This is a genomic window from Cupriavidus gilardii, assembly GCF_013314895.1.
Taxonomy (GTDB): domain Bacteria; phylum Pseudomonadota; class Gammaproteobacteria; order Burkholderiales; family Burkholderiaceae; genus Cupriavidus; species Cupriavidus gilardii_C.
Genome location: NZ_JABTYE010000009.1, coordinates 142,169 through 156,168, shown reverse-complemented (window position 1 = coordinate 156,168; position 14,000 = coordinate 142,169). Strand labels below are relative to the sequence as shown.

General features: G+C 68.6%; 15 protein-coding genes. 12 read left to right on the top strand and 3 right to left on the bottom strand.

Going from position 1 to position 14,000, the window contains the following annotated elements; all coding sequences use genetic code 11:
• Window positions 1-63: 63 nt before the first annotated feature.
• Window positions 64-1,320: an MFS transporter gene (locus HTY53_RS11395; RefSeq protein ID WP_174106663.1), complete on the top strand. Its 1,257-nt coding sequence runs from the start codon at window positions 64-66 to the stop codon at window positions 1,318-1,320.
• Here the strand turns inward: HTY53_RS11395 and HTY53_RS11390 are convergent.
• On the bottom strand, window positions 1,305-1,517 hold the full coding sequence (locus tag HTY53_RS11390; RefSeq protein WP_174106661.1) for a hypothetical protein: 213 nt from the start codon (window positions 1,515-1,517) through the stop codon (window positions 1,305-1,307). The genes HTY53_RS11395 and HTY53_RS11390 overlap by 16 nt on opposite strands.
• A gap of 66 nt (window positions 1,518-1,583) precedes the next feature.
• Here HTY53_RS11390 and HTY53_RS11385 point away from each other — a divergent pair, with 66 nt between their 5' ends.
• The 11 genes from HTY53_RS11385 to HTY53_RS11335 all read left to right on the top strand — a co-directional run bounded on the left by HTY53_RS11385 (window position 1,584) and on the right by HTY53_RS11335 (window position 12,293).
• Entirely contained in the window at window positions 1,584-3,230 is a 1,647-nt protein-coding gene (locus tag HTY53_RS11385; RefSeq protein ID WP_174106659.1) for a multicopper oxidase family protein, read from the top strand.
• A 155-nt stretch (window positions 3,231-3,385) separates the two neighbouring features.
• Window positions 3,386-4,402 carry a sulfonate ABC transporter substrate-binding protein gene (locus HTY53_RS11380; protein ID WP_174106656.1) on the top strand — a complete coding sequence of 339 codons (1,017 nt, stop codon included), beginning with the start codon at window positions 3,386-3,388 and terminating at the stop codon, window positions 4,400-4,402.
• On the top strand, window positions 4,399-5,610 hold the full coding sequence (ssuD, locus tag HTY53_RS11375; RefSeq protein ID WP_174106654.1) for an FMNH2-dependent alkanesulfonate monooxygenase: 1,212 nt from the start codon (window positions 4,399-4,401) through the stop codon (window positions 5,608-5,610). The genes HTY53_RS11380 and ssuD overlap by 4 nt, the downstream gene beginning before the upstream one ends.
• Window positions 5,611-5,615: 5 nt before the next feature.
• Window positions 5,616-6,479, top strand: coding sequence for an aliphatic sulfonate ABC transporter permease SsuC (gene ssuC, locus HTY53_RS11370; RefSeq protein ID WP_174106652.1), 864 nt, complete (start codon window positions 5,616-5,618; stop codon window positions 6,477-6,479).
• A 59-nt stretch (window positions 6,480-6,538) separates the two neighbouring features.
• Window positions 6,539-7,408 (top strand): ATP-binding cassette domain-containing protein, encoded by an 870-nt coding sequence (locus HTY53_RS11365; protein WP_174106650.1) that lies wholly within the window; start codon window positions 6,539-6,541, stop codon window positions 7,406-7,408.
• 6 nt (window positions 7,409-7,414) lie between these two features.
• The gene (gene ssuE / locus HTY53_RS11360) at window positions 7,415-8,032 is read left to right on the top strand and encodes an NADPH-dependent FMN reductase (RefSeq protein WP_174106648.1); all 618 of its coding nucleotides are present in this window, start codon (window positions 7,415-7,417) and stop codon (window positions 8,030-8,032) included.
• Between the two features lie 37 nt (window positions 8,033-8,069).
• Entirely contained in the window at window positions 8,070-8,288 is a 219-nt protein-coding gene (locus tag HTY53_RS11355; RefSeq protein ID WP_174106645.1) for a TOBE domain-containing protein, read from the top strand.
• Between the two features lie 11 nt (window positions 8,289-8,299).
• On the top strand, window positions 8,300-9,268 hold the full coding sequence (locus tag HTY53_RS11350; protein ID WP_174106644.1) for an aliphatic sulfonate ABC transporter substrate-binding protein: 969 nt from the start codon (window positions 8,300-8,302) through the stop codon (window positions 9,266-9,268).
• Window positions 9,269-9,800: 532 nt separating this feature from the next.
• Entirely contained in the window at window positions 9,801-11,411 is a 1,611-nt protein-coding gene (locus HTY53_RS11345) for a glycoside hydrolase family 68 protein (protein ID WP_174106642.1), read from the top strand.
• An 11-nt stretch (window positions 11,412-11,422) separates the two neighbouring features.
• A complete protein-coding gene (locus tag HTY53_RS11340) occupies window positions 11,423-11,824 on the top strand; it encodes a hypothetical protein (RefSeq protein ID WP_174106640.1) in 402 nt (133 codons plus the stop codon).
• 103 nt (window positions 11,825-11,927) lie between these two features.
• The gene (locus HTY53_RS11335; RefSeq protein ID WP_174106639.1) at window positions 11,928-12,293 is read left to right on the top strand and encodes a TraR/DksA C4-type zinc finger protein; all 366 of its coding nucleotides are present in this window, start codon (window positions 11,928-11,930) and stop codon (window positions 12,291-12,293) included.
• A gap of 53 nt (window positions 12,294-12,346) precedes the next feature.
• Here the strand turns inward: HTY53_RS11335 and HTY53_RS11330 are convergent, their stop codons facing one another.
• Window positions 12,347-13,477: a tRNA-dihydrouridine synthase gene (locus tag HTY53_RS11330; RefSeq protein ID WP_174106637.1), complete on the bottom strand. Its 1,131-nt coding sequence runs from the start codon at window positions 13,475-13,477 to the stop codon at window positions 12,347-12,349.
• Window positions 13,474-13,872, bottom strand: coding sequence for a RidA family protein (locus HTY53_RS11325; protein ID WP_174106635.1), 399 nt, complete (start codon window positions 13,870-13,872; stop codon window positions 13,474-13,476). Before HTY53_RS11325 ends, HTY53_RS11330 begins: the two co-directional genes overlap by 4 nt.
• Window positions 13,873-14,000 lie beyond the last annotated feature (128 nt).

The following is a 14,000-nucleotide window of genomic DNA, read 5'->3' as shown; positions in this document are numbered from 1 at the left end:
GGCGTATCGAGCGCAATTCGAGCATGAGTCGACCAGCCGCCGCGTCCGACGGAGCGATTGCCAATGACCCAGATCCATCCAACGAAACACGACGATTCCCATCTCGCGCAGCCACGCCCGCTTTCCGACGAGGCCGCGCATAACCGCTGGCCCGCGGTCGCCGCGGTCGGCCTCGCCACCTTCGGCGTCGTCACCACCGAAATGCTGCCGGTCGGCCTGCTGACGCCGATCGCGCAGAGCCTGCAGGTGTCGGCCGGCAGCGCCGGCCTGATGCTGTCCGCGCCCGCCTTGCTGGCGGTGCTGTTTGCCCCGCTGATCGTTGCCGGCGCGGGCTCGATCGATCGCCGGCACCTGTTGGCCGCGCTGCTGCTGATATTGGCGGGCGCGAACGTGCTGTGCGCGCTCGCGCCGACGCTGGCCTGGTTGCTGGCGGCGCGGGCGGTGGTGGGCTTCTGCATCGGCGGCATCTGGTCTGTGGCCGGCGGCCTGGCGCCGCGGCTGGTGGCCGCGCCATCGGTGGGTTGGGCCACCGCGATCATCTTCGGCGGCGTGTCGGTGGCCTCGGTCGTCGGCGTGCCGCTGGGGGCGTGGCTGGGCGAACTGGTCGGCTGGCGCGCGGCCTTTACCGCGATGGCGGTCTGCAGCGGATTGATCTTCGTGCTGAACATCGCCACGCTGCCGCCGCTGCGGGCCACCGCGCACGGCTCGCGTCAGCGGCTGGTGGCGCAATTGGGCAATCGCGGGGTTCGGCTGGGTCTGGCGGTGACCTTCTTTCTGGTGGCCGGCCACTTCATGGCGTACACCTTCGTGCGGCCCTTGCTGCAGCAGGTATCGGGCTTCGGTCCCGGCTGGATCGGCGTGCTGCTGTTCGGCTACGGCGTGGCCGGCATGACGGCCAATTTCGCCGCCGGGCCGCTCGCCGGACGGCATCCGGGACGCGCGCTGCTGGCCGTGGCGCTGGCGTTGAGCGCGACGCTGCTGCTGTACGCGGCATTCGGCGGCAGCATGACGGGCGGTGCGGTGTTGCTGCTGTGCTGGGGGCTGTCGTACGGCGCGGTGTCGGTGTCGGTCCAAAGCTGGATGCTGCGCGCCGCCGACGGCATCGCCGGCATCGAAGCCGCGACCGCGTTGCTGGTGTCGGTATTCAACCTCGGCATCGCGCTGGGCTCGTTCTTCGGCGGCATCGCGGTCGACGCGGCGGGGCTGCATGCCACGCTGCTGATCGCCGGTACGCTGACGCTGGCGGCGCTCGTCACGACCCTGCGCATGCAGCGCGCACCAGGCGCGGCTTCGGCCGGCCTGGCTCAATGCAGGCCGTAGCGCGCCAGCGTGTCCTGCAGTTCGAGCAGCTCGGCCATGGTCGCGCCATTGGCGAGCTGCTCGCGCGCCAGGGACCTGCTGTCCCGGATGCGGCGGCTCGATGAGGAGGCCCGCGCCGCGACGCACGGCCCGCGCGACGTAGCGTTGCGCCGGGGCGGCAGCCCGGCTGCGCTTCGCCTGCCATGTCGCGGTGCCATGTCCTAACATGAGGACTTGTCCCGCCTGCGATCCGGTCGCGCAGGCCTCGATGGCAGGAGGTCGCCATGGCTCGTTTCGCAAAGGCTGCGATGGCCCAGGTCCGTGCAGTTGCAACAGGCGCGGCACTGGCCGTGGGGACGCTGGCAGGCTGCGGAGGTGGCGGAGACGGCGATGGCGCGATCGCCATTCCCGAACCGGAGGTCGCGACGGCGCGGGACGGTACGCTGCGCATGACCTTGCGCCAGGCGCCCGCCAGGGTCACCGTGGCCGGCAAGACCTTCGTCTCCAATGTCTTCAACGATACCTATGTGCCGCCGGTATTGAAGCTGCGGCGCGGCGAGCAGCTCGAGCTGACGCTGCGAAATCGGATCGGCAAGGCCGATGTGCAGATCGACGGTCCCGAAGAGACCAATCTGCACTACCACGGCATGTCGATCTCGCCGAAGGCGCCGGCCGACGACATCTTCCTGCATATCGCCAACGGCGCGGACTACCAGTACAGCTGGGAGGTCCCGGCCACGCACCCGCAGGGCACCCACTGGTACCACCCGCACCCGCATGGGCTGGTCGAACCGCAGATCCTCAGCGGCATGTCGGGGATGCTGGTGATCGACGGCGTGCTCGACCATTTCCCGGCCTTTGCACGGCTGCCGGAGCGCTACTTCCTGCTCAAGGACATGCAGCTGCCGGGCGCCGACGACAGCGCGCCGCTGACCAAGACCATCAACGGCGTGCTGGGCGGCGTGCTGCGGATGCGGCCCGGCGAGATGCAGGTCTGGCATCTGGGCAATGTGGGCGCCGACGCCTATTTCCATGTCGCGATCGATGGCGTTCCGCTGTGGGAGCTGAGCCGCGACGGCAATCTGCGCGCCGCACCGGAGCGCCGCGCCGCGCTGTTTCTGCCGCCGGGGGCGCGCTCGACCGCGATCATCCAGGCTCCCGACGTGCCTGGGCGCTACGCGATCCGCACGCTGGCGGTCGATACCGGCCCGCAGGGCGATCCCAACCCGGAGGTTCAGTTGGCGACGCTGATCGTCGAAGGCCCACGGCATGACACCGCGACGCTGCGCAGCGCGCTGGCGGACCCGGCCGTCGATGTCGATACGCTGACGCCGGCGCAGGTCGCCGCGATGCCGATCACGCGCCGTCGCACGGTGGTGTTCTCCGAGTCCGCCGACGGCAATACGTTCTTCATCGACGGCAAGCAGTACGACCCCGCCCGCGACGATGTCACGGTCAATCTTGGCGACGTGGAAGAGTGGACCGTGCAGAACGTCAGCGGCGAGCGCCACGTGTTCCATATCCATCAGCTGGACTTTCTGGTGACGTCGATCAATCAGCAGGATATCGACGAGACCGGCATGCGCGACGTCATCGACCTGCCATACCAGCAGAACGGCGTGCCGGGCGAGGTCAAGATCGTGATTCCGTTCACCAACCCGCTGATGGTGGGCCGCTTCGTGTTCCACTGCCATATCGTCGGGCACGAGGACGGCGGCATGATGGCCAACGTCGTGGTGCTGGCGCCTGGGCAGACCGTCGCGGCGCCGGCCCGGATGCGCACGGTGACGCCGGCGAAATCGGCGAGTCCGAGCTTGCTGTCGCGGTGGCTGGGCACGCCGGGCCGGACGCCTACGCCCTGGGAGGACACGGTGTGCCGGTCGCCTCAAGCGCGCGCGGCAGCCGGTGGCCTGGGGGCGCAGTTGCGCTGAGACGGGCCCGCGCCGCATCGATGGTGCGGGCCTTGCCTTCGAGGCGCGCGCATCCCACATGCGCTGACCGCGTATCGAAATCCGAAACGCTTCGTTTGTCATGGCGCCCCGTCGGGCTATCGTCGGGGCTACTCCGATCACCGGTCCATCAAGCCATGACGCTTTCGATCTTCCGCCGCGGCCTGCGCGGGCTGGCGGCGCTCGCCGTTGCATGCAGTGCGGCGGCCGTTGCCGCCGGTTCCGCGCTGGCCCAGCCAGCCGCCGACACGTTGCGTATCGGCTATCAGAAGTCGGCCAGCCTGCTGGTGCTGCTCAAATCGCAGCAGTCGCTCGAACGCCGGCTGGCGCCGCTGGGTACGACAGTCAAATGGGTCGAGTTTCCGGCCGGTCCGCAATTGCTCGAGGGGTTGAACGTTGGCGCCGTCGATGTCGGCTTCGTCGGCGAAGCGCCGCCGATCTTCGCGCAGGCGGCCGGCGCCGACTTTGTCTATATCGGCTTCGACCCCGCTGCGCCCGAGGCCGAGGCCATCGTGGTGCGCCGCGATTCGCCGCTGCGCTCGGTGTCCGATCTGAAGGGCAGGAAGGTCGCGCTGAACAAGGGTTCGAACGTCCACTACCTGCTGGTCAAGGCGCTGGAGAGGGCCGGGCTGAAGGTCACCGACATCCAGCCGGTCTATCTGGCGCCCGCCGATGCGCGTGCGGCGTTCGAGCGCGGCGCCGTCGATGCGTGGGTCATCTGGGATCCCTTCCTTGCGGCCGCCGAGAAGCAGATCGGCGCGCGTGTGCTGGCCGACGGCAGCGGCCTCGTCAACAACTACGCGTATTACCTCGCCGCGCGCCGCTTCGCCACGCAGAAGCCGCAGATCGTCGAAACGCTGTTCGATGAACTCGCGCGTCAGGGCCAGCGCCTCAAGGCCGATACCCGTGCCGCCGCGGCGCTGATCGCCCCGCAGCAGGGGCTGGACGTCGACATCGTCGAGCGGACGCTGAATCGCAGCCAGTTCGGCGTCGCGCCGCTGACGCCGGCCGTTGCCGCGCAACAGCAGCAGATTGCCGATACCTTCCACGCGCTGAAGCTGATTCCCAGGCCGATCCGCATTGCCGACGCCTTGCCGTCCAAACGGGACGCCGTCGCGCAGCGCGGCGCAACCAACGCCGGAGATGCCCGATGAAAGTCCTGTGGTTCCTGCCTACGCATGGCGACTCGCGTTACCTGGGCACCGCCAGGGGCGCGCGCGCCGCGACCTTCGACTACTTCAAGCAGGTCGCCATCGCCGCCGACAGCCTTGGCTACGAGGGCGTGCTGCTGCCCACCGGCCGCTCCTGCGAGGATTCGTGGATCCTGGCCTCCAGCCTGATCGATGCGACGCGCCGGCTCAAGTTTCTGGTGGCGCTGCGCCCCGGCCTGATGCAGCCGTCGCAGACCGCGCGCATGGCGGCCACGCTGGACCGGCTGTCGGGCGGGCGTCTGCTGGTCAATCTGGTGACCGGCGGCGATCCCGAAGAACTGGAAGGCGATGGTCTGTTCCTGTCGCATCGCGACCGGTATGCGCTGTCGCGCGAATTTCTGACGATCTGGCGCGAGATTCTGGTGCGCAGCCACGATGGGGAATCGTTCGACTTTGCCGGCGAGCATCTGCGCGTCGAGGGCGCCAAGGCGCTGTATCCGCCGATCAGCCGGCCCTATCCGCCGTTGTTCTTCGGCGGCTCGTCGCCCGAGGCGCACGACCTTGCCGCCGAGCAGGTCGATACCTATCTGACCTGGGGCGAGCCGCCGCAGGGGGTGGCGCAGAAGATCGCCGACGTCCGCGCACGCGCCGCCGCGCTCGGCCGCAAGCTGCGTTTCGGCATCCGGCTGCATGTGATCGTGCGCGAGACCGAGGAAGAGGCCTGGCGCGCGGCCAGCGAACTGGTGTCGCACCTGGACGAAGACATCGTTGCCGCGGCCCAGCGCAAGTTCGCCGCGATGGATTCGGTGGGACAGCGCCGCATGGCCGAGCTGCACGGCGGCCGCTTCAACAGGCACGACGTGCGGCAGGGCCTGGAGATCGCGCCGAACCTGTGGGCTGGCGTGGGGCTGGTGCGCGGCGGCGCGGGCACTGCGCTGGTCGGCAATCCCGAGCAGGTGGCCGCACGAATCAAGGAGTACGCCGAACTCGGCCTCGAGTATTTCATCCTGTCCGGCTACCCGCATCTGGAGGAGGCGCATCGCTTTGCCGAGCTGGTGTTCCCGCTGCTGCCGCTGGCGCAGCGCGAGGCCGCGCAGCGCGTGCTGACCGGGCCGTTCGGCGAGATCGTCGCCAATACCATCGTGCCGTCCGGGGCAGGGCGGCTCGCTCCGCAGTCCGCGCCTCGGTCCGCCCAACAATCCGCGAGTTGAACGCCATGCCGAATCCCTCGAAAAGCGGTGCCGCGCTGGCGGCCGACCTCCATGCCGCCGTGCCGGTGCGCACGCCGCTGCCGCACGGCTGGACCGCATCCGTTCTACGCCGGGGCCTGCCCTGGCTGGTGCCTGCGCTGATCCTGCTGCTGTGGGAGTCGGCCTCGCGCAGCGGCTGGCTGTCGAGCCGCGTGCTGCCCGAGCCGCTGGCCGTCGTCGCGGCATTCCGCACGCTGGCGCTGTCCGGCGAGTTGTGGCAGCACACCGCCGTCAGCGCCTGGCGCGCACTGGCCGGACTGGCGATCGGCGGCGGCCTCGGGCTGTTGCTCGGCCTGCTGAACGGCACCTTCCGCACCGCCGAGACGCTGCTCGATTCGAGCCTGCAGATGGTGCGCAATATCCCGGCGCTCGCGTTGATTCCGCTGGTGATCCTGTGGTTCGGCATCGACGAGGCGGCCAAGCTGTTCCTGGTCGCGGTTGGGGTGTTCTTTCCGATCTATCTGAACACCTTCCATGGCATCCGCTCGGTCGACAAGGGCCTGATCGAGATGGCGCGCAGCTACGGGCTGTCCGGTTGGGCGCTGTACTGGCAGGTGATCCTGCCCGGCGCGCTGCCGTCGATTCTGGTCGGCCTGCGCTTCTCGCTGGGGCTGATGTGGGTGCTGCTGATCGTCGCGGAAACGATCTCCGCGCAGGCCGGCATCGGCTACCTGACGATGAACGCGCGCGAGTTCCTGCAGACCGATGTAGTGCTGGTCGGCATCCTGCTCTATGCGCTGCTGGGCAAGCTGGCCGATTTGCTGGCCAAGGGGCTGGAGCGCTGGTGGCTGCGCTGGCATCCGGGCTATCAGACCGTCGCGAAAGCCTGACCCCGATCGATTCATCCGCTCATCGGCCCTTCATCAACGGAGTTCATGCGATGCATGCCATGCAACAACATCTGCCGCTGCGGCGTGCGGGCAGGGAGGACAGCGAACCGGCCCCGCGGGCGGCGCCGCGCCATGTCGAGGACAGTACCGGCGGCGCGCGCGGTACCGAGGTCGCCATCACCGGCCTGCACAAAGCCTATGGCGGCCGCGCGGTGCTGCAGCACATCGATCTGCGCATCGCGCCCGGCGATTTCGTCGCCATCGTCGGACGCAGCGGCTGCGGCAAGAGCACGCTGCTGCGTCTGGTCGCCGGGCTCGAGCGCCCGAGCGGCGGACGCATTGCACTCGATGGCCGGCCGCGGGACGGCCATGACGCCGGCACCCGCATCATGTTCCAGGACGCGCGACTGCTGCCGTGGAAGCGCGTACTGGACAACATCGCGCTGGGCCTGCCCGGACGGGAGGGCCGCGAGCGCGCGCGCGAAGCGCTGGCCCAGGTTGGGCTGGCCGAACGCGCCAACGATTGGCCCGCGGTGCTCTCCGGCGGGCAGCGCCAGCGCGTCGCGCTCGCCCGTGCGCTGGTGCATCGCCCGCGCCTGCTGCTGCTCGACGAGCCGCTCGGCGCGCTCGATGCGCTGACCCGCATCGAGATGCAGCAATTGATCGAACGCCTGTGGCTCGCGCACGGCTTCACCGCGCTGCTGGTCACGCACGATGTGGCCGAGGCCGTCGCGCTGGCGGACCGCGTGCTGCTGATCGAAGACCACCGTATCGCCTTCGACGAACGCGTGCCGCTGCTGCGGCCGCGCAGCCACGGCGCGCCGGCCTTCGCGGCGATCGAAGAGCGCGTGCTCCGGCGGGTGTTGCGCCAGCCTGCCATCGAATCCCCTGACCACGACGCGCAGACCAGCGCATTGGCAACCCTCTGATCTCTGATGAACATCGTCGGCATTCTCGGCAGTCCTTCCACGCCTTCGCGTTCGGCCTACCTGCTGGAGCTCGCGCTCTCGCGGCTGGACGCATTCACGTCCTCCTACCGATCGATCCGGCCGCGCGATCTGCCCGCGCAGGCGCTGACCCAGGCCGATTTCGGCGACGCCCGTCTGCAGGAGGCGGTGCGCGCGGTCGGCGAGTCGCAACTTGTGATCGTCGCCACGCCCATCTACAAGGCCTCGTACAGCGGCGTGCTGAAGGCCTTCCTCGATCTGCTGCCGCAGGACGGGCTGCGCGACAAGACCGTGCTGCCGCTGGCCACCGGCGGCAGTCCCGCGCATCTGCTGGCGCTGGACTACGCGCTCAAGCCGGTGCTGTCTGCGCTCGGCGCCCGGGACATTCTCGACGGCATCTACGCCACCGACCAGCAGTTGCCCTCGCGTCCCGAAGGGGGATACACGGCGGTTGGCGACATCGTCGAGCGACTCGACCGCTCGGTGCAGCACGTTGCCGCCCGCGCGCGCGAATTGCGCGAGCGCGAAGCCGAGCTGGCGCGCGCGGCGTCCTTGTCGGCCGTGGCCGAGCCGTGGCCCGCAGAACGCGTGCGCTGGTCGGTCTGAGCCAGCCTTGTCCCATTCCATCCAACAGGAACCTGTCATGACGATTCACGCCATCAACGTACGCAACCAGTTCCGCGGCAAGATCCGGGAAATCATCGAAGGACCGGTCGTCTCCGAGATCGATGTCGAGACCGCCGGCGGGCTGGTCGTGACCTCGGTGATCACGACCCGCTCGGTCAAGGAGCTGGAGCTTGCCGTCGGCAAGGAGGTGATCGCGCTGGTCAAGTCGACCGAGGTGTCGATCGCCACGCTATGAGGACAATGAGAATGCAAGGCAAGCGTCGACAGTTGCTGCTGGCCGGGGCCGGCATCGCGGCATGGAGCCTGGCCGGCGCCGCCCGCGCTCAGCCGGCCGGCAAGCCGGAATCCGTGCGGATCGGCTATCAGAAGTCGTCGACGCTGATGATTCTGCTGAAGTCGCGCGGCACGCTGGAGAGGGCGCTGGCACCGCTTGGCGTCTCGGTGTCCTGGCACGAATTCACCTCGGGCCTGCCGCTGCTCGAGGCGCTCAATGTCGGCGGGCTCGACCTTAGCGCCGATGTCGCCGACGCGGTGCCGCCGTTCGCGCTGGCCGCCGGCGCGAAGCTGACCTACTACGCGATCGAGACGCCGTCGCCGACGGCGCAGGCAATCGTCGTCCCGCGCGACTCGTCGCTGACATCGATCGCGCAATTGAAGGGCCACAAGGTGGCCTTTGCCAAGGGGGCCGGCGCGCATTACCTGCTGCTGGAGGCGCTGACGCACAACGGCCTGTCGATGCGCGATATCGAGCCGGCGTATCTGACGCCGGCCGACGCGCGCGCCGCCTTCGAACGCGGCAACGTGTCGGCCTGGGTCATCTGGGATCCGTTCCTCGCTGCCGCGCAACGCCAGGCGCAGGCGCGCGTGCTGGCCGACGGCACGGGTCTGGCCAGCTATCGCCGCTTCTATCTGGCGGCCAGCGACTTCGCGCGCCGCCGCGCCGATGTGCTTGCCGTTGTGTTCGACGCGCTGGCGCAGGCGGGGGAATGGGTCAAGGCCAACCCGCTTGCCGCGGCCGAATGGCACGCCCCGCTGATCGGCCTCGACGCGGCCACCATCGAGATCGCGAACCGCCGCCGCAGCTATCGCCTGCAGGCGGTCGACGCAGCGGCGCTCGACGAGCAGCAGCGCATCGCGGACGCGTTTCACGCGCAGCAGATCATTCCGCGCAAGGTGGTGGTCGGGGCTTCACCGGTGTGGCGCCGACAGGCCTGAAACCCCTTGCAAACCGGCTCGATTGAAGGCTTGGCATTCGGCCAACCGGTGTACTAACCTCGTTCTACGTTGCGGCGAACCGGGTTTACCCCGCAGCCGGAGCGGCGCCGTCGAAGGCGCGCACGCGAGGGCGCATGCCCTCGCACTTTGCCATCCTCTTCGCAATCCTCATGTGGCCATGCCCGGCAGGAATGATCCGCGCTGGCCAACACAGACCCGAACGATGACGGGGACCGTTCCGGTCCCGCGTCCTCTTTCACGAGCGCGCATGGCGCAGCATGCCGATGCCGCCTTTGGCCGCGACCTGTCCTTGTGGTCGCGTGGGGACTTCCCCGGCAAGACGCTGGCTTCGGATGACCTGCAACGCAGAGGCGCGCTCGCGTCCGCATCATGCGGCGTCGCGTGTTCGCCTGACAGGCCGCCCCTTCCCGCATCTGTCCGATTCCGCCCAGCGTCGTGATCCTGTTGGCGCTTCCGTGACCGTCGTCGCGACGGCATCGGAGACGCTCGTCTCTTCGACGCCGAGGTAATCATGAGCAACGTTTCTCTTCGCATCCCGGAAGGCATCGGCAGATGCCTGCTGGCCGTCGGTACCGCGTCTGTGCCCTTGCTGCTGGCGGTCGCGCCCGCCCGCGCTCAGACCCCGCCCGCCGCGCCTGCGCCCACTCCCCATACGCAGGAAGCCAAGGACCCGACCAGCAACTTCACCGCCCGATGGACGCGCGCCGATGCGCGCCAGATCATGGCGATGTCCTCGCCCAACGTCACGCCCGGGCAGAACTCGCTGCCGCAGCATCTGACGATGCCGGACATACCCGCCAATTTCCCGCAAACCAACGACCGCGTCTGGGTCTGGGACACCTGGCCCCTGACCGATGCCAGGGCCAACCAGTACAGCTACAAGGGCTGGGAGATCATCTTCTCGCTGACCGCCGACCGCAATGCCGGCTACACATTCGACGACCGGCATATCCATGCGCGCATCGGCTATTTCTATCGGCGCGCCGGCATTCCGGCGTCGAGACGGCCGGCCAACGGCGGCTGGATCTATGGCGGCCATCTGTTCCCGGACGGATCGAGCGTGCAGATATTCGGCGGCGTGCCGATGACCCACAACGCCGAGTGGTCCGGCTCGACGCGCATCATGCCCGACGGCCGCATCGTGGTGTTCTATACCGCGACGTCGTTCAATCGATCGAGCCCTGCCGGCGGCAATATCACGCCGCCGATCGCCATCATCGCGAAGGCGGAGGGGCGGGTGGAGGCGGATCACAACGGCGTGCGGCTGACCGGCTTCAACGAGCATCTGAAGCTGCTGGAGCCAGACGGCACCTGGTATCAGACGGGGCAGCAGAACGAATTCTTCTCGTTCCGTGATCCGTTCACGTTCGAGGACCCGGCCCACCCCGGCGTGACATTCATGGTGTTCGAGGGCAACACCGCCGGTCCGCGCGGCGCGCGCACCTGCACCGAGCAGGACCTCGGCTATGCGCCGAACGACCCCCAGCGCGAGGATCTGAATGCGGTGATGGATTCCGGGGCGGTCTTCCAGAAGGCCAACGTAGGGCTCGCGGTGGCGATCAACAAGCAGCTGAGCCGCTGGGTGTTCCTGCCACCGATCCTGTCCGCCAACTGCGTCAACGACCAGACCGAACGGCCGCAGATCTATATCAAGGACGGCAAGTACTACCTGTTCACGATCAGCCATCGTTCGACCTATGCCGCCGGCGTCGACGGCCCGGACGGCGTCTACGGCTTCGTCGGCAACGGGGTACGCAGCGACTATCAGCCCTTGAACAACGGCAGCGGACTGGTGCTCGGCAATCCCACCGACATGAACCGGCCGCGCGGCGAGCCGTTCGCGCTCGATCCGACGCAGAATCCTCGGACCTTCCAGTCCTACTCGCACTACGTGATGCCCGGCGGGCTGGTCGAATCCTTCATCGACGCCATCGGCCCGCGGCGCGGCGGCTCGCTCGCGCCGACGGTGCGCATCGATATCCAGGGCGCCAACACGGCGGTCGATCGGAACTATGGCGTCAATGGCCTCGGCGGCTATGGCGACATCCCGGCCAACCGCGAGGCGCTGTTCAGCTTGCGCGGCGTGCTGATCGGCGACCTCGTGCGCCGGCTGTTCGATTGACGGAGGCGGCCATGCGTAGAATCGCTCGTTTGCCACGGATGCTGCCGGCCGCCGCGCCGCTGCTGTTGATACCGCTGGTGGTGGCGGGATGCGGAGGGGGCTCGCCGGACGAGGGTGCACGGCTGAGCGAGGCGGCGCAGCGCGCGCTGGCCGATGCTCCGCCGACAGCGCCGCCGGATACGGTATCGGCGGCAGAAAGCGTGGCCCAGGGCCCTGAGGGCGCGGCCGAAGGCGTGATCGAAGGCGAGGGTCCCGAAACGGCCGGCCCGCCGCCCGTCGCGCCCCATCCGACCCGCCTGATGATCGTGGAAGATGGGCTGTACGCCCGCGACGCCGGCGACAACTGGAAGAAGTACGAGAACGGGAGCTGGGTGTCCGTGCACGCGCCGCAGGTGCCGCCGGGCATGCAGTAGCGGGGATGTCGGCGCTTGGGGAACGGCCAGCGAACGGGGATGTCGATCAACGTATGGCGCCGCCTCGGCAACTGCCGAGATGACCGGCGATATGGAGGCCGACATGACACATCTGAACAGCGAACAGATCGCGGCGCTCGGGGAGCGCCTGGACCGGCGCGAGCGCGAACTGGATCCGCTCTATCAGCAGGGGCGTGACCGTCCCTCGACCAACCCGCTACGGGAGCCGCAGGACTTGGCAGACACCGCCGAGGGCGTCAACGAGGAGCTCGATCGCGCCGCGCTGCAGCAGCACTATCGTGGCGAGCTCGATGACATTGCACAGGCGCGCGAGCGCCTCACGTCCGGCGACTATGGCGTCTGCGAAGACTGCGGGGTCGAGATCCCGTACGAGCGCCTGCTGGCCAATCCGACAGCGACGCGCTGCGCGCCCTGTCAGGCACGACGCGAACGCACCTTCGCCACGTAGCACGTTGTTCGGCCCTCCCGCGATGCGCGGGGGGGCCGGGCTGATGCGGTCGCTCACGCCACCAGCGGCAGCGCTTCGCGCATCCTGAGCTCGGCGGGCTTGATCTCGCCGAACGGCGACAGCAGCGCGGGATCGAAGGCACGCGGTGCGATGCCTTTCGCCACGTGCATCGGCCAATCGGGATTGGCCAGCGCGCCGCGGCCCAGCGCGACGAGGTCGGCGCCATCGGCCAGCGCGTCGTGCGCCCGCGCCGGATCGTGCAGGCTGCCGTTGGCGATCACGGTCAGATGCGGCGCGGCAAGCCGTGCATGCTGGACCAGCGTGCGTTCGTCGCCGGAGAAGGCGTGCTGCCAGGCCTCGAATTCCGTCACATGGATGAAGTCGATGCCCGTTGCCGCCAGCATGCCGAATACGATCGCCGCGCCGTCGGCGGCCTCGGCCCACTTGTGCGTGAAGTCGTTGACCTTGCCCTGCGAAATCCGGATGCCGACCGGAAAGCCGTCGCCGACCGCGGCGCGCACGGCCCGCGCGGTCTGCTCGGCGAGCCGGACACGGTTGCCGATCGGGCCGCCCCAGGCATCGTCGCGCCGATTGGTGTAGTCGGTCAGGAACTGGTCCAGCAGATAGCCGTTGGCGCCGTGGATCTCGATACCATCGAAGCCGGCCACGTCCCTGGCGAGGCGGGCGGCCTGGGCAAACCCGGCAATCGCCGCGTCGATCTCGTGCGGCTCGATGGCGCGCGGCGTGCGGTATGGCCCTTCGCCACGATAGACCGCCATCTGCATGCCCTTCGGCGTGATGGCCGACGGCCCGACCGTCTCGTCGCGGAAGCGATTGGCCTGCGACAGCGCGCCCGCGTGCATCAACTGCACGAAGATGCGGCCGCCGGCATCGTGCACGGCGTCGGTGACCGTGCGCCAGGCGCGCGCCTGTTCGCTGTCGATCAGTCCGGGCTGGCCGGCATAACCTTGCGAGAAGGCCCGATCGGTGTAGGTGCCTTCGGTGATCACGAGCCCGAAGCCGCCGCGCGCGAAGCCGGCGTAGTAGTCGACCATCGTCGGCGTGGGCACGCCCTCGGGCGTGGCGCTGATCCGCGTCATCGGCGCGACCACGAGACGGTTCGGCACGGCCATGCCGCCGAGATCGCCCGGGTCGAACAGCGTGGGTCTTGCAGGCGCATTCATGCGCGGTCTCCTTCGGCCACGGCGATGGCCTCGATCTCGATCAGCGCGTCCGGCGAATACAGGCTGGAAATCTCGACGATGGTGTCGGCAGGGTAGGGTGCCGAGAACCACTTGCGGCGCAGTTCGACGATCTTGCCGAAGTTGTCCATCGACTTCAGGAAGATCGTGACCTTGGCGACGCGGTCCAGGCTCGACCCTGCGGCTTCCAGCGCGCGCTGCAGGTTGCGGAATGCCTGCTCGGCCTGCTTGTCGAAGTCGCTGCGGCCGACGATATTGCCGTCGTCGCCGATGGCGGCCTGCCCCGAGATAAAGACCAGATTGCCCACGCGGATGCCCTGCGACAGCAGAAACGGCGCGTACGGATCGGGGTTGGTGCGGACTTGTTCGAGCAGCATGGGGAACTCCAGGATAAAGTTGAGGGAATTTCATCCGTCGGGCGGCTCATCGACATGGCCGTTGCGGAGAACGTTCCCAGTATCGTGATCCAGAACAGGACCGACAAATGGTCAAATCTCAACGTATG

Excerpts from the sequence above, each read along its gene's own strand:
- HTY53_RS11330 (WP_174106637.1), bottom strand. The coding sequence starts at position 13,477 with ATGAATGCGCCTGCAAGACCCACGCTGTTCGACCCGGGCGATCTCGGC.
- HTY53_RS11340 (WP_174106640.1), top strand. The coding sequence starts at position 11,423 with ATGCGTAGAATCGCTCGTTTGCCACGGATGCTGCCGGCCGCCGCGCCG.
- HTY53_RS11335 (WP_174106639.1), top strand. The coding sequence starts at position 11,928 with ATGACACATCTGAACAGCGAACAGATCGCGGCGCTCGGGGAGCGCCTG.
- HTY53_RS11345 (WP_174106642.1), top strand. The coding sequence starts at position 9,801 with ATGAGCAACGTTTCTCTTCGCATCCCGGAAGGCATCGGCAGATGCCTG.
- HTY53_RS11325 (WP_174106635.1), bottom strand. The coding sequence starts at position 13,872 with ATGCTGCTCGAACAAGTCCGCACCAACCCCGATCCGTACGCGCCGTTT.
- ssuE (WP_174106648.1), top strand. The coding sequence starts at position 7,415 with ATGAACATCGTCGGCATTCTCGGCAGTCCTTCCACGCCTTCGCGTTCG.
- ssuD (WP_174106654.1), top strand. The coding sequence starts at position 4,399 with ATGAAAGTCCTGTGGTTCCTGCCTACGCATGGCGACTCGCGTTACCTG.
- HTY53_RS11380 (WP_174106656.1), top strand. The coding sequence starts at position 3,386 with ATGACGCTTTCGATCTTCCGCCGCGGCCTGCGCGGGCTGGCGGCGCTC.
- HTY53_RS11385 (WP_174106659.1), top strand. The coding sequence starts at position 1,584 with ATGGCTCGTTTCGCAAAGGCTGCGATGGCCCAGGTCCGTGCAGTTGCA.
- HTY53_RS11365 (WP_174106650.1), top strand. The coding sequence starts at position 6,539 with ATGCAACAACATCTGCCGCTGCGGCGTGCGGGCAGGGAGGACAGCGAA.
- HTY53_RS11390 (WP_174106661.1), bottom strand. The coding sequence starts at position 1,517 with ATGGCACCGCGACATGGCAGGCGAAGCGCAGCCGGGCTGCCGCCCCGG.
- HTY53_RS11395 (WP_174106663.1), top strand. The coding sequence starts at position 64 with ATGACCCAGATCCATCCAACGAAACACGACGATTCCCATCTCGCGCAG.
- HTY53_RS11350 (WP_174106644.1), top strand. The coding sequence starts at position 8,300 with ATGCAAGGCAAGCGTCGACAGTTGCTGCTGGCCGGGGCCGGCATCGCG.
- HTY53_RS11355 (WP_174106645.1), top strand. The coding sequence starts at position 8,070 with ATGACGATTCACGCCATCAACGTACGCAACCAGTTCCGCGGCAAGATC.
- ssuC (WP_174106652.1), top strand. The coding sequence starts at position 5,616 with ATGCCGAATCCCTCGAAAAGCGGTGCCGCGCTGGCGGCCGACCTCCAT.